The organism is Serratia oryzae, assembly GCF_001976145.1.
Taxonomy (GTDB): domain Bacteria; phylum Pseudomonadota; class Gammaproteobacteria; order Enterobacterales; family Enterobacteriaceae; genus Chania; species Chania oryzae.
Window position 1 is genome coordinate 77,228 of the sequence record NZ_MOXD01000008.1, and the last position, 13,504, is coordinate 90,731.

The 13,504-nt window shown below is 53.5% G+C and carries 13 protein-coding genes and 1 CRISPR repeat array; of the genes, 6 read left to right on the forward strand and 7 right to left on the reverse strand.

Features of this window, described 5'->3' with window-relative positions; genetic code table 11:
* The first annotated feature begins 417 nt into the window (after nt 1-417).
* Nucleotides 418-717 (forward strand): GIY-YIG nuclease family protein, encoded by a 300-nt coding sequence (locus tag BMI79_RS15175; RefSeq protein WP_076942979.1) that lies wholly within the window; start codon nt 418-420, stop codon nt 715-717.
* Here BMI79_RS15175 and BMI79_RS15180 read toward each other — a convergent pair.
* Nucleotides 714-1,238, reverse strand: a complete 525-nt coding sequence (locus BMI79_RS15180; RefSeq protein ID WP_076942980.1) for an NAD(P)H-dependent oxidoreductase — start codon at nt 1,236-1,238, stop codon at nt 714-716. The two genes, BMI79_RS15175 and BMI79_RS15180, sit on opposite strands and share 4 nt — an antisense overlap.
* A 389-nt stretch (nt 1,239-1,627) precedes the next feature.
* Between BMI79_RS15180 and BMI79_RS15185 the strand changes: the two genes are divergently transcribed.
* The 4 genes from BMI79_RS15185 to nrdG all read left to right on the forward strand — a co-directional run bounded on the left by BMI79_RS15185 (nt 1,628) and on the right by nrdG (nt 6,593).
* Nucleotides 1,628-2,536, forward strand: coding sequence for a LysR family transcriptional regulator (locus BMI79_RS15185; RefSeq protein WP_076942981.1), 909 nt, complete (start codon nt 1,628-1,630; stop codon nt 2,534-2,536).
* Nucleotides 2,537-2,872: 336 nt separating this feature from the next.
* Nucleotides 2,873-5,011, forward strand: coding sequence for an anaerobic ribonucleoside-triphosphate reductase (nrdD, locus tag BMI79_RS15190; protein WP_076942982.1), 2,139 nt, complete (start codon nt 2,873-2,875; stop codon nt 5,009-5,011).
* Between the two features lie 210 nt (nt 5,012-5,221).
* Nucleotides 5,222-6,097: an FKBP-type peptidyl-prolyl cis-trans isomerase N-terminal domain-containing protein gene (locus tag BMI79_RS15195; protein ID WP_125828815.1), complete on the forward strand. Its 876-nt coding sequence runs from the start codon at nt 5,222-5,224 to the stop codon at nt 6,095-6,097.
* Nucleotides 6,098-6,128: 31 nt separating this feature from the next.
* A complete protein-coding gene (gene nrdG, locus BMI79_RS15200; RefSeq protein WP_076942984.1) occupies nt 6,129-6,593 on the forward strand; it encodes an anaerobic ribonucleoside-triphosphate reductase-activating protein in 465 nt (154 codons plus the stop codon).
* Here nrdG and BMI79_RS15205 read toward each other — a convergent pair.
* The 5 genes from BMI79_RS15205 to BMI79_RS15225 form a co-directional block, all read right to left on the reverse strand.
* Nucleotides 6,590-6,865 (reverse strand): type II toxin-antitoxin system RelE/ParE family toxin, encoded by a 276-nt coding sequence (locus BMI79_RS15205; RefSeq protein ID WP_076942985.1) that lies wholly within the window; start codon nt 6,863-6,865, stop codon nt 6,590-6,592. The genes nrdG and BMI79_RS15205 overlap by 4 nt on opposite strands.
* An 8-nt stretch (nt 6,866-6,873) precedes the next feature.
* Nucleotides 6,874-7,161, reverse strand: a complete 288-nt coding sequence (locus BMI79_RS15210) for a type II toxin-antitoxin system RelB/DinJ family antitoxin (RefSeq protein WP_076942986.1) — start codon at nt 7,159-7,161, stop codon at nt 6,874-6,876.
* Nucleotides 7,162-7,782: 621 nt separating this feature from the next.
* Complete coding sequence (locus tag BMI79_RS15215) at nt 7,783-8,409, reverse strand: NAD(P)H-binding protein (RefSeq protein WP_076942987.1); 627 nt, start codon at nt 8,407-8,409, stop codon at nt 7,783-7,785.
* Nucleotides 8,410-8,483: 74 nt separating this feature from the next.
* On the reverse strand, nt 8,484-9,479 hold the full coding sequence (locus BMI79_RS15220) for a DUF1176 domain-containing protein (protein ID WP_076943107.1): 996 nt from the start codon (nt 9,477-9,479) through the stop codon (nt 8,484-8,486).
* 90 nt (nt 9,480-9,569) lie between these two features.
* On the reverse strand, nt 9,570-10,013 hold the full coding sequence (locus tag BMI79_RS15225; protein WP_076942988.1) for a YhbP family protein: 444 nt from the start codon (nt 10,011-10,013) through the stop codon (nt 9,570-9,572).
* A gap of 597 nt (nt 10,014-10,610) precedes the next feature.
* Here BMI79_RS15225 and speFL point away from each other — a divergent pair.
* Entirely contained in the window at nt 10,611-10,691 is an 81-nt protein-coding gene (gene speFL, locus BMI79_RS23620) for a leader peptide SpeFL (protein WP_422066821.1), read from the forward strand.
* Nucleotides 10,692-11,111: 420 nt separating this feature from the next.
* Nucleotides 11,112-12,820: direct repeats of the CRISPR family, unit length 28 nt; unit sequence TTTCTAAGCTGCCTGTACGGCAGTGAAC.
* 129 nt (nt 12,821-12,949) lie between these two features.
* Here speFL and cas6f read toward each other — a convergent pair.
* Nucleotides 12,950-13,504: a type I-F CRISPR-associated endoribonuclease Cas6/Csy4 gene (gene cas6f / locus BMI79_RS15230; RefSeq protein ID WP_076942989.1), complete on the reverse strand. Its 555-nt coding sequence runs from the start codon at nt 13,502-13,504 to the stop codon at nt 12,950-12,952.

The window sequence follows — 13,504 nt, forward strand, 5'->3', positions numbered from 1 at the left end:
AGCCAACACCCAAGCAACTTGAAGTATGAAGGGTATAATCACCCTATTATTTTAGTCTTATTTAGGCTGTGTCCCTTAATTCAGCGTGATGCCGCCGCAACGCCAAAAAACCGTCAGCAAGGCAAAGCCATGTTCAAGCCCGACAACACCGGTGACGGGCTTTTGGAGCACGCTCCTGTGGACTGGGGCCATTTGAGTGACAAATCTGCTTATCACGCCCCGGCATCAGCCCAAGCCCTGCGGTTTGATTGATGACGGATATATCCATATCCTGAGGTTGATGGCAAAGTCGTTTTAAGCTTGAAGTATCTGGAACTAGCGCACCGAAGGGCCATAATGGGACCTATCCTTGTGTTACACCCTGCGGCTAAGGCCATACCTTCTTCCCTATCACTTTGAAAAATGGTCTGTACACCAATGGATGACGTTATCTGGCACCTTTATATACTGCGCATGCCGGGCGGCATGCTGTATACCGGCATCACCACCGATGTGGCGCGGCGTGTGGCGCAGCATCAGGCCGGTAAAGGGGCAAAAGCGCTGCGGGGTAAAGGTGAACTGGAGCTGGTTTTTCACTGCCAGGCAGGCGATCGCTCAACGGCACTGAAGCTGGAATATCGGGTTAAGCAACTGAGCAAAAAACAGAAAGAAAACCTGGTGATACATCAGCCCAGTTGCCTGAATGATTTACTGACAGAGATGCGCCAAAAAGCTTAAAGACGCTGTACCAACTGCACCACGCCAGCCACTTCCTGCGCCAAGCGTTCATCGCTCATATCAAATACCCCTTGCACCAAGTGTGGCGGCAGGTAATCCATGCCGGTCAGATTGGCCATGGCGTTAAACGGGCGCAGTAAGTCAGCCACCGGATAGCGGTTATACCCTTCCGGCGAGTAGGCCTGCGCATTACCGCCGGTGGTCACCACCAGTTGCAACGGTTTGCCATGCAACTTGTTGCCCTCGCTGCCGTAAGCGAAACCGTAGGTTAATACCGCATCCTGCCATTCACTGAGGATCGCCGGTGAGCTATACCAGTAAAATGGAAACAGCATCACAATGGCATCATGGGTTTGTAGCAGCTCCTGCTCGCGGGCCACGTCAATCTGGTAATCCGGGTAAGTGCGCATCAGTTCATGTACGGTGACGTTCGGCAATGGGCGCAGCGCCGCGATCAGCGCTTTGTTGATACGGGAATCATCCGGGGACCGGTGGGCGGTTAACACGAGAGTACGAGACATAATTCGATCCTTAATTGATTTATACCCTTCATACTTCAAGTTGCTTGGGTGTTGGCTGCCTTCGTTCACCCTAGTCACATAGTTATCTATGCTCCTAGGGCTTCACTCCGTTGCCGCCTACAAGCAACTCGAATTATTTTGGGTATAGAGCCTATCCCAATAGGTAATGCTTGTCAGTTAAGGCTAACCAGTCCCCTCACCCCGGCCCTCTCCCACAGGGAGAGGGGGCGACTCCTTTAGCCATTGCGGCATGATTATGCAGTTTTGCGTTTAACTGACCGGCATTATTAACCCAATAGGTTATTAACTTGCCCCATTTTTTCATTTCTGCCGTTTCCGGTGTAGGCTGTTATCAGTCACATTAATTTCAACCTAAAGTATCAACCACGATGTCGCTGCCTTTTGACGTGCACCGTCTGCTGCCTGCATTTCTCAGTGCGGCCCAGACGCAAAACTTTTCCGCCGCCGCGCGCCAGTTGGGCGTCACGCCCGCTGCGGTGAGTAAAAATATCCGCGTGCTGGAAGAAAAGCTGGCGCTGCGCCTGTTCCAGCGCAATACCCACAGTGTTCTGCTCACTGAAGAGGGCAAAGCGTTGCTGGCTCAGGTGGCTCCGCTGTGGCAGGCGCTTTCCGCCACGTTGGAAATGGCCGGAAGCACACAACAGCAACCTTCCGGCACGGTGCGCGTCAGCATGATCCCCGGCTTTGGCCGCCAGATGCTGATGCCGCTGATCCCAGAGTTTCTCGCGCGCTACCCGCAGATCGATCTAGATCTGTCACTGGATGCGCGGGTGGTGAATCTGGTGGGGGAAGGGTTTGACGTCGGGATCGGCAGCCAGATCGATCCCGACAGCCGCCTGGTGGCACGCCCGCTTTACCCGATGCAGATGGTGCTGGCGGCCGCTCCTGGCTATCTGGCCCAGCACGGCACGCCGCAAACCCCGGCAAATCTGCGGCAACACCATTGCCTGCTGCACCGCAACCCGGCGACCGGGCGCAGCGTCAAATGGCGGTTGCAACAGCACGGCGCAACCCTGGAGCTGGATCTGCCTGGCCGCCTGATGAGCAGCCAGCCAGAAATGCTGCTGGATGCCGCCTTGGCCGGGCTGGGGATTGTCTACCTGTCTCGCTGGTATGCGGAACAGCATTTCGCACAGGGCACGCTGCAACCGCTGTTGCAGGAATACTGGCCACGGCCAACGCAAATCTGGCTCTATTACGCCTCGGCCGATCTGCCGCCACGGGTGCGTGCCTGGGTTGATTTTTTACTGGACCATTTTCGCCCCCCTCCGGCGTGATGCGATCGTCATCACGCTTTGGCGATTTTGGCGTGTTACGGCCATTTGGCGTTCAGCCCGCTGATAGCAAGGGCTGCCATTCTTCCTGAAATTGACCGTTGTACATCCTTCAAACGCTCTCCTGAATTCTTTGTCCCAGGTCAAAAAAGCCGACGACACACCCATATATAGTGCTCACAGTAAATTAATTATCTATATATAGTAGTTATCCACAACGTCATCCACACGCCCCCGCAGCCCTTGTGTTCTGCGGCATTGCCCTGTGGATAAGCCGAAACTGTGCCAATACCCCAAGATGCGGGTGTAACGTTCCCCAACGGGAACAGGAGTAACAACGTGAAACCAGTAGTGATTAAACGGGACGGCTGTCAGGTCTCTTTTGACGAAGAGCGCATCAAGCAGGCCGTTGAGCGGGCCGCGCTGGCCGCTGGTGTGATCGATGCCGACTACTGCGCTACCGTCGCCCGTGTGGTCGCTCAACAGATGGAACAACGCCCGCGTGTCGATATCCATGAGATCCAGCAGGCGGTTGAAAACCAACTGATGGCTGGCCACTACAAGCAACTGGCACGTACCTACATTGAATATCGTCACGATCGCGATGTGTCGCGCGAGCTGCGCGGGCGGTTGAACCAGGAGATCCGCGGCCTGGTGGAGCAAAGTAACGTGGCGCTGCTGAACGAAAACGCCAACAAAGACAGTAAGGTGATCCCCACCCAACGCGATCTGCTGGCCGGGATCGTCGCCAAGCACTATGCCAAGCAGCATATCCTGCCGCGCGACGTGGTGCTGGCGCACGAACGGGGAGAGATCCACTATCACGATCTCGACTACTCGCCGTTCTTCCCAATGTTCAACTGCATGCTGATCGATCTGAAAGGCATGCTGACCAACGGCTTCAAGATGGGCAATGCCGAGATCGAGCCACCGAAGTCGATCTCCACCGCCACCGCCGTCAGCGCGCAGATCATCGCCCAGGTGGCCAGCCATATTTATGGCGGCACCACCATCAACCGGATCGATGAGATCCTGGCGCCTTTTGTCACTGCCAGCTTCCGCAAGCATCAGGAGATCGCGCAGCAGTGGCAGATCCCGGATGTGGCAGGCTATGCGATGGCGCGTACCGAGAAAGAGTGTTACGACGCCTTCCAGTCGCTGGAATACGAAGTGAACACCCTGCACACCGCTAACGGCCAGACGCCGTTTGTCACCTTCGGCTTTGGCCTGGGAACGAGCTGGGAATCGCGCATGATCCAGCAGTCGATCCTGAAAAACCGCATCGCCGGGCTGGGCAAAAACCGCAAAACGGCGGTGTTCCCGAAGCTGGTGTTCGCCATCCGCGACGGCCTGAACCACAAATTTGGCGATGCCAATTACGATATCAAGCAATTGGCGCTGGAATGCGCCAGCAAGCGCATGTACCCGGATATCCTCAATTACGATCAGGTGGTGAAGGTTACCGGCTCGTTTAAAACGCCGATGGGCTGCCGCAGCTTCTTGGGGACATACGAAGAAAACGGCGAGCAAATCCACGATGGCCGCAACAATATCGGCGTGATCAGCCTGAACCTGCCGCGCATCGCGCTGGAAGCGCACGGCGATGAAAGCCGTTTCTGGGCGCTGCTGGATGAACGCCTGCTGCTGGCGAAAAAGGCGTTAATGACGCGCATTGCACGCCTGGAAGGCATCAAGGCGCGCGTGGCACCGATTCTGTATATGGAAGGGGCGTGCGGCGTGCGGCTGAAAGCCGACGACAATATCGCCGAGATCTTCAAACATGGCCGGGCGTCGATCTCGCTGGGTTATATCGGCGTGCATGAAACCATCAACGCCCTATTCGGTGGGCAAAAGCACGTGTATGACGATCAGCAATTGCGCGCCAAAGCCATCGCCATCGTTGAGCGCCTGAAGGCCGCCACCGAAAGCTGGAAAGCAGAAACTGGCTACGGCTTCAGCCTGTACAGCACGCCGAGCGAAAACCTGTGCGATCGTTTCTGTCGCCTGGACACCAGCGAGTTCGGCGTGGTGCCGGGCGTCACCGACAAAGGCTACTACACCAATAGTTTCCACCTCGACGTAGAGAAAAAGGTGAACCCTTACGACAAGCTGGATTTCGAAGCGCCTTATCCACCGCTCACCAACGGTGGCTTCATCTGTTACGGTGAATACCCGAATTTGCAGCACAACCTGAAGGCGCTGGAAGACGTGTGGGACTACAGTTACACCCGCGTGCCTTATTACGGCACCAACACGCCGATCGACGAGTGCTACGAGTGCGGCTTTACCGGCGAGTTCTCCTGCACCAGCAAAGGCTTCACCTGCCCGAAATGCGGCAACCATGATTCGGCAAAAGTGTCGGTCACCCGCCGCGTTTGCGGCTATTTGGGCAGCCCGGACTCACGGCCGTTCAACGCCGGTAAGCAGGAAGAGGTAAAACGCCGGGTGAAACACCTGGGGAATGGGCAGATAGGTTAATCGATATCCTTTAAGCCTTGCGGATGACACCTTTCCGTAAGGCAAGAATTGCTTTTGTGGCCAAACCTCTTATGCTCTTTTGCTGTTTGCCCGTAATCATTGTTTATTCAAGGTTTAGCGATGTCTTTTATTTTCTCATTCAAAAAGGTGTATTTATTCAGTCTCCTGGCGCTCCCAGGCTATGTATCAGCCACCAGCGAGGGAGAACCCGTGACGACGGCGCAGACATCAGCCCTCTCAATTCTTGCCATTCCGCCCATAATGATGCCGCCATCACGCATCATCGATGTTGCAGTACCAGAGAAAAAACGGGCTGCTGATACCCTGGCTGAACCCACTCAGGCCGTGAACACTCCGGTGGCAGAGCCTGCGCCAACGGCGTTGTTGGCCCCACCGTTACCCACTGAGCCACCAACCGAGCAGAAAACAGAAAACAAGGCAGAAAGCCCCACTCCAGCGTTGCAGCTAGACAGTGAAGAACAAAAACGCGCTTATGCAACCGGCGTAGCCTTGGCAAACTACATAGATAGCCAGCTTGCGCAACAGAAAGAACTGCACATCACGCTCAGTAAAGATATTTTGCTGGCAGGCCTCAGCGACGCTTTTAACCATCAGAGCAAAATGAGCGAGCAAGATGTTAATGACACGCTGCGCGTCCTGGATGAACAGATTAAGGTTCTGATGCAGGACAGAAAAAACAAAATGGTTGCCGCAGATAAAGCGTGGCTGGAGGCGTTTGCCAAACAGGAAGGGGTCAAAAAGACCAAGCAGGGGCTGTTTTACTTCGTAAAAAATAAAGGCACTGGCGCGCCCCTGAAAGATACGGATACCGTTGAGGTAAATTATAAAGGTACTCTCATTGACGGTACCGTGGTTGACGGCCCGAAAATTGATAACGCCTTCGAAATATTCCGGGTAGCGAATATGCCGCCGATCCTGCGCGACAGCGTGAAGCTGATCCGTGACGGGGGTGAAGTTCAGGTCGTCATCCCTCCTTCTGCAGTAAACGTCTCGCCTGATGTGGCAAAACCGGAGGCGGTGGTGATTTACACCATATCTATCCATAGTGTGAATAAACAGCACTAGTTCTGCCGTGCCAGGGGGAAAGGAATAAAAAATGAATTACCACCAGTATTACCCCATCGACGTGGTCAACGGCCCCGGCACGCGCTGCACGCTGTTTGTCGCCGGTTGCGTACATCAATGCAAAGGCTGCTACAACCAAAGCACCTGGCGGCTAGACTCCGGCCTGCCGTTTACGCCGCAGATGGAAGAGCAGATCGTGGCCGATCTCAACGACAGCCGCGTGCCGCGCCAAGGGCTGTCGCTTTCCGGCGGCGATCCGCTGCACCCTGCCAACGTCGCCGCCGTATTGCAGTTGGTGAAGCGGGTACGCGCCGAATGCCCCGGCAAGGATATCTGGCTGTGGACCGGTTATAAGCTGGGGGAACTGAATGAGGCACAGAAGCAGATCGTCGAGCGAATCAACGTGCTGGTAGACGGCAAGTTTGTGCAGGAATTAAAAGACCCGGCGCTGATTTGGCGCGGTAGCAGCAATCAGGTAGTGCATAAGCTGCGTTAGCCGGGGAATTTTTCGCGCTGATGGGCAACCGCCAAGACTTGTATGACATCGCCCACAACGCGATAAACCAGTACCAGAGAGGCTTTGCTGACCAATAGCTTACGGGCCTCTCCATACCAAAGTTTACCCAGATGCGGATTATGCAATAACCGTTTAGCCGCCTGCTCAACCTCAGCATCGGCCTGTTCTGCGGCCAACGGGTAAAACGGATAGAGAAATTCAAAAATGCGTTCCCGATCCTGCAACGCAACATCATCCCATTCGATGCGCATGGTTTTCCTTATTTCGCTGCGTATCTGGCCCTGACCTTGGCTTTAACATCATCCATCCGTTGCTCAGCCTGCGATTCACTGAGATAAACCGCACTCCCTTCATGTAAGCGGGCAAAAGCAGCGTCGACCTTACCCTTAAGCCAATTTTCATGCTCTTCGGTTATGCGTTGTTCGGCAGCCAGTTGTTCGGCTAGCTGACGACAGGCTTCACTTAAGGTGGTGCCTTTAGCCTCTGCCGCTTTCTGCGCCAATTGCTTTGTTTCGTTTCCAATACGAAACTGGATACGGCTTTCCATTCTCACATCTCCTCAAATAATTTACTGCTCATGATTCATTAACGTTAGCACATTTGTGATAACACCATAAGCTCAGGTGACTGATTTTTGTTCACAGCAAAAGCGGCCTCGTCAACAGCAGCAGCACACCAATACCCCTGTCTACCAGACCCTCCAGTGAGCACTTACTCACAATTTTACGTCTCAACCGATGGCCAAACTACGGCCTTACTGGCCGCGATTGGGCAACAAGGGTGAATCAGAACGTTATCGGCATGATGCGAGTAAGCACTAACCAACATTCGCAGCTGCAGCGCTGCAATATTGCAAACCGCGGGAGATTGCACCAGATGGCGCAATGACCGGCCATAACGGCCCGGTTAAGCCTGGATATCACACCGGCGGGAGGCAGGATTAAGTTCGTTGAAAAGGTATTTTGCGGTGGGGTAAATTTAACGTTTTTTACTGGCACAGTAACACATGCCTCACCTTCTGGGGTGATCTTCTTGGCGCTGGGGAAACAATTTTATGCCAATTTACAACCGGTTCGACAAACCACGCAGCAACCAGCGGTTAAAAACGCAGGCATTTTAACCACTGCCGGGCATCAATGAGCGCTGAACGAGCCAGCGCCAAGAGCGATCACCGCGCACAGTGCAGTTGGTCTGATTCTACAATTTTCACCCCGCTGCCAGCGCTGAAGGCCTGCGTCAGCAGGGTTTGCGCCACGTCTTTGGCGGCGACGGAGCGCCATTTACCGGGCAGCAACGCAAACAGCGGTTCGCTGAGCCGCTCCAGCAAACGCGGTTTCGCCCGGCCCAGCAGCATAGAAGGCCGCACCAGCGTCAAGCGCGGCCAATTCTGCGCGCGCAGTGCCTGCTCCATCTCGCCTTTAGTACGATTGTACAAAAACGGAGAACGAGGATTGGCACCGATGGCGCTCACCACTAAGCAGTGTTGCGCCCCCAGCCGCTGCCCGGCGAGTGCCGATGCCATCACCAACTGGTAATCCACATGGCGAAACGCCTCGGCGCTGCCAGCCTGACGGCGCGTGGTGCCCAGGCAACAGAACACCACATCCACCGGCTGATCCAACCCCGCCAGCAGTTCAGACAGATCGCCGCCGTGCGGGTTTTGCAGCTTGCCGTGCGGCACCAGCGCCGCCCGCGTGGGGGCGACAATCGCCGTTACCTGCGGATCGGCCTGCAACAGTTGCAACAGTTCGCCGCCGACCAGGCCGGAAGCCCCGGTGATTAATACCCTTGCCATACGTTCTCCATTATTATCTACCAAACCGCCAAAGATGCCCTTTCTCAACGGAACATCTCACGCTTTCTTTCGCCTTACTGCGCGGGTTTCACATCTGCAACAAAGGTCGGTAGGCTCCAGGTTCCGCCTAAGCGAATATAACGACACATACCCGTCGTAGCTTCACTGCTCTGGCGGAAGGTTTGGCCATCCCACACCCAACTTCCCATTCCCCAACAGTCGCCCAATCCGCGCCCTTTTTGACTGTAAGAAATAACGCCTTCACCGTAATCCGACCCCAACGTCGTCACTAACACCGGAGCTTCTTGCAAAGCACTGTCGATCACCCAATAACCGTAGCCCTCGTTATAGGCTGCCCGCCAGCACAACGCTGAGATAACGGCATGCTTGTCACCCAGCGGGGTCAGAGTGATGGCCTCTTCGCCTTCCTCATCACGATCCGCCGAAGGCTGCAGGCGGTCGCAATCATCCGGCTTTAACGTTGCCAACAGCTTGGGCTTCAACGCCGCGATTTCTGGCGCAGTCAGCGGGCGCTCCTGCGCTTTCGCCACCTTCACAGCCTGAATCACCGGGGCAGGAATGGCCACTGGTACGCTGCTTTCTGGCTTGTTACCTTTTCGTGCCAACGCCCCTGGAGTCCCGATGCGCCCCTGAACGTCATCCATTTTCAGCATCACGGCGGAAGCCCCATCACCAGAAAGCACAAAGGGCGACGGGCCACCTCTAAACTCAACGCGGCTACTGCCTTTGACCGCGCTAATCACGGCGCGGGTCTGATCTTCGGATAAACGCCAGGTATCATCCGCTGCCGCTTTGACGGCACCGATGGATTTATCATTAATCCACAGCGTCAGCGCTGCCACCGGGTTGGCACCATCAGACTCGATATCCCCCAAAGTCACCTCCCCCGTAGGCACCGTTCCGGGGCCGGCAAGACGCGTGAACAGCACTGACCCCGTGGATTCATCCCCGTCGCTGTAGCCCGCAGCACGGCAGGTATTAGTGTTGTCACATACCAGTTCCCAGTTCTTGTGGCTGAAAGAGACACCGCTCTCTTGCGCCATCACCATGGGGGCAAACGCTGCCACCAGCACCAGTGCAACTCGATCTCTGCTTTTCAATCCATCTCTCCTTAATGGTCGCGTTATTAACAGGCTATTTTAACAAGATGATGGACGCACCCAATGCAGCTTTTTGCCGAAACCCAAGGTGTTGTCGGTCATTTTCACCTCCTGCAGTGTGAGCTGCCAGATCGGGGCTTTCATCGCCTTCGCCACCGGGAAACGTTGGCAGTAGCGCTCGCGGGCCAGCCGATCGTCATCACCCTGCAGCAAAGCGATCTCCCCACGGTACTGCACGCCTTTGATCAGCGCGATGCTCTTGGGCTGCGGGGCAATGGTTCCCACCACCGTGCTGTTTTGCTGCATCAGGCCGCCATGCTGGGTATGCGGCTCGGTCATCAGCCACAGCGCCATACGCTCGGCGTCGAACACGTAAAAGCAGTTGGCGCACCACATTTCCGCACCATTACCGGCGCACAGCGTGAGCACATGCTGTTTATTGAGAAAACGAATGATGTGCTGCTGGTCTTCGGTTGGATTCAAGGTTATCACTCCTGTTACCGGCACCTTTACGGTTGAAGATTGTCACAATTAGCGACAATTCATATATACCCTTCATACTTCAAGTTGCTTGGGTGTTGGCTGCGTTACTCGGCCCATATTGGGCCTCGCCCCTTCGGGGCCGCGGCAAGCAGCGTTCAAATCGGCCATGACCGATTTGTCTTTCGGTTGCCGCCTACAAGCAACTCGAATTATTTTGGGTATAGAAAACCAAAATAGCACATTAATAAATAATCTCTGCATCGATATGCAAATGAAACCGGGTTTATATAATAACAATAAAAAAACACCTTGGCTGTATTTGATTATCTATGGAACAAATGAATGTGATACCGAGCAATACTCAGCCGAGTTAAGCCGAGCGGGCTCTAACCCACCCGTACTTTTTTAGCAATTAATTCACATCAGCGAATAGCGGCATAAGCCATGCCTATTCACCTCTGTGAATACAAAATGAATAATTATTTATAAATAACCACCACTGCGTGATTAATATCACGTTATCTGCGATTTTATTCGCTAAAATGGCGCCACCTTCACTCAAACAGGTGGATGAAAGATGGAAACAATAACCGAAAAATGGCACATATCCGACGGACCACGCATATGATGATGGCGCACCGCAGTTGCTTTAGCTTTGCCTTCTTTAACTTCAGATAACTTCCTCCTTTAGGTTCTTATTGGGTATTACAGAACGCGCGGTGTCAATGCTGATTTCTTGCGCCTAACGGCGGCGGCATCACTTTTCCTTTATTTAAGGTAAAGCTCACTTGGCGATTTTCCATGTACGAATAAGAGCGAAAAAATATATTTCGCAAAAATAAACGGCCAGCGTGTCATGTCGTTGAACGTTGTCACGCTAGCGCATACCTTTATTTTAGCGAAAATATTTTTCGTCAAAGCCATTATTTTCCGACGGGATTTTTGTCTAAATAATAAGCAAAATGAAAAAATTAAACATTGCCGCCAATAATAAAAACTTACCTTGTTTTGAAACCACACGTGAAATTACCGATGTGCACCACAGTGATTTTATACGGTAGTGAACTTTTGCGGCCATTTAGATAACTTCTACAGCGTTTTCTAAGCTGCCTGTACGGCAGTGAACGCTTTCGTGACGATAATCATCGCATGGCCCTGTTTCTAAGCTGCCTGTACGGCAGTGAACGATGCCGTATTCCGAGGCGGAAACAACAAACATTTCTAAGCTGCCTGTACGGCAGTGAACGCTTCTATGAGCCGGTAGTGTTCTGGATTGGTTTTCTAAGCTGCCTGTACGGCAGTGAACTACTCCTGCTCATCAAATTCGCAGGACTCGAGTTTCTAAGCTGCCTGTACGGCAGTGAACTATCAGCGCTGCCGGTCCTACGTCATACACCATTTCTAAGCTGCCTGTACGGCAGTGAACTCGACGCCATGGTGTCGCTGGCATTCAACATTGTTTCTAAGCTGCCTGTACGGCAGTGAACTTGCGCCAGGCGGTCCTGGTTCCCCGCGCTCATTTCTAAGCTGCCTGTACGGCAGTGAACTGCTCGTTGCTGGCGCTTTCGGCTTTGACCTTTTTCTAAGCTGCCTGTACGGCAGTGAACATTTGGGCATTGATGCTGACGATATGCCGGAATTTCTAAGCTGCCTGTACGGCAGTGAACCTACCAACCGAGGAACAGTATTCGGCATTACATTTCTAAGCTGCCTGTACGGCAGTGAACAACTCCTGAAGGCGGCGGTCTAACTCTTCGTCTTTCTAAGCTGCCTGTACGGCAGTGAACTGAACCTCGCGTGCGCGCGCGTACTGTTGCATTTTCTAAGCTGCCTGTACGGCAGTGAACACCATTTGCTCAGCGATAAGCAGAATAGTATTTTTCTAAGCTGCCTGTACGGCAGTGAACTTGCGCCCCCCTGGTCAACGGTGCCATCCCATTTTCTAAGCTGCCTGTACGGCAGTGAACTAGCCAGCCTGCCAGGTATGCAAGGGGCTCATTTTCTAAGCTGCCTGTACGGCAGTGAACCGAACTTTATGAACAACTCCCCCAAAATACCGTTTCTAAGCTGCCTGTACGGCAGTGAACAGCAGCGCGAGCCGCGTGGTGATCAGCGACCATTTCTAAGCTGCCTGTACGGCAGTGAACTAAGTTGTACGTCATTGCTTGCCGTGCCAGCATTTCTAAGCTGCCTGTACGGCAGTGAACAAGGTATTCATTCATCGATCACCCCCTCGCCGTTTCTAAGCTGCCTGTACGGCAGTGAACACATGGAATTCATTAACCGCCATCGGGTCATATTTCTAAGCTGCCTGTACGGCAGTGAACGTTTCCAGCGCTTCGAGCGCCTTGGCCGGGTCTTTCTAAGCTGCCTGTACGGCAGTGAACTTGCTCCTTTGTTCGCCGTCCAGCGAACGCCGTTTCTAAGCTGCCTGTACGGCAGTGAACCGCTTTATTACCCAACCGGTTCCCGTATACAATTTCTAAGCTGCCTGTACGGCAGTGAACTCTCCAGCCGGGTTCCCTTGGTATCGGGAATCTTTCTAAGCTGCCTGTACGGCAGTGAACTTTACGCCGGTCGCCAGACGGTTACCCAGCTTTTTCTAAGCTGCCTGTACGGCAGTGAACTACTGGCATCCTCAAAGGCTCATTTCTGAACATTTCTAAGCTGCCTGTACGGCAGTGAACACTTTAATTGCTCTGGGACTATGAGAATTTCATTTCTAAGCTGCCTGTACGGCAGTGAACTTTCGTCGTGCTGGGGCTGAGTTCGTTCTATGTTTCTAAGCTGCCTGTACGGCAGTGAACTGTTGCAGATCGTTTCTAACCTACTGTTAGCTAAACAACAACAGGCAAACCTGTTAAAAAACCCTTTTTTACAAGCAGCCAATCCTAACCTATTAAATCAATAAGTTAGGAGCGGCCGTAAAATTAGGGTCAAAACCACGGGATGGTCGCTACTGCGCTTAAACCATATGCGCTGAATGCTCCTTCGGTTGCGCTATCGCCAATCGGCCCCTGCTCGATAAACAATAGAAAGGTTTGATCGCTGGATAAACTCTTCAGCCGAATAAAGGGCAGAGATGTGCGTTTTTCTACTGAATCAGGAATACGCAGACGCGCCTCTTCTTCCGTCAGCCACCCTTTGTTCACCGAACGGCGGCGTAAGCGTTCCGCGTTGCTCTTCGGCTGCACGCGCCGCACGGTGCGGTATTTCACTTTCTCCGGCACCGGTAAAATGCCGCTGTGCTCAGTATTATCACGCAGCCCTTTACGCCATGGTTGCGCATCTAATGCACTGAGCGCAGTAAGAGAACCGTGCAAACGCAACCGGTCCCCCAAGGTTTTACCTGCCGCAGGGAAGCTGACCCCGATCCGGCCCTCACCTGCCTGGCCCAATGCCCGGTGTAACTTGGCAAACAGCACCTCCATCAAGGTTGAGGAGCCAAAGTCAGGATCGGGGAGAATACGGATTTCAATATAGTGATCCAT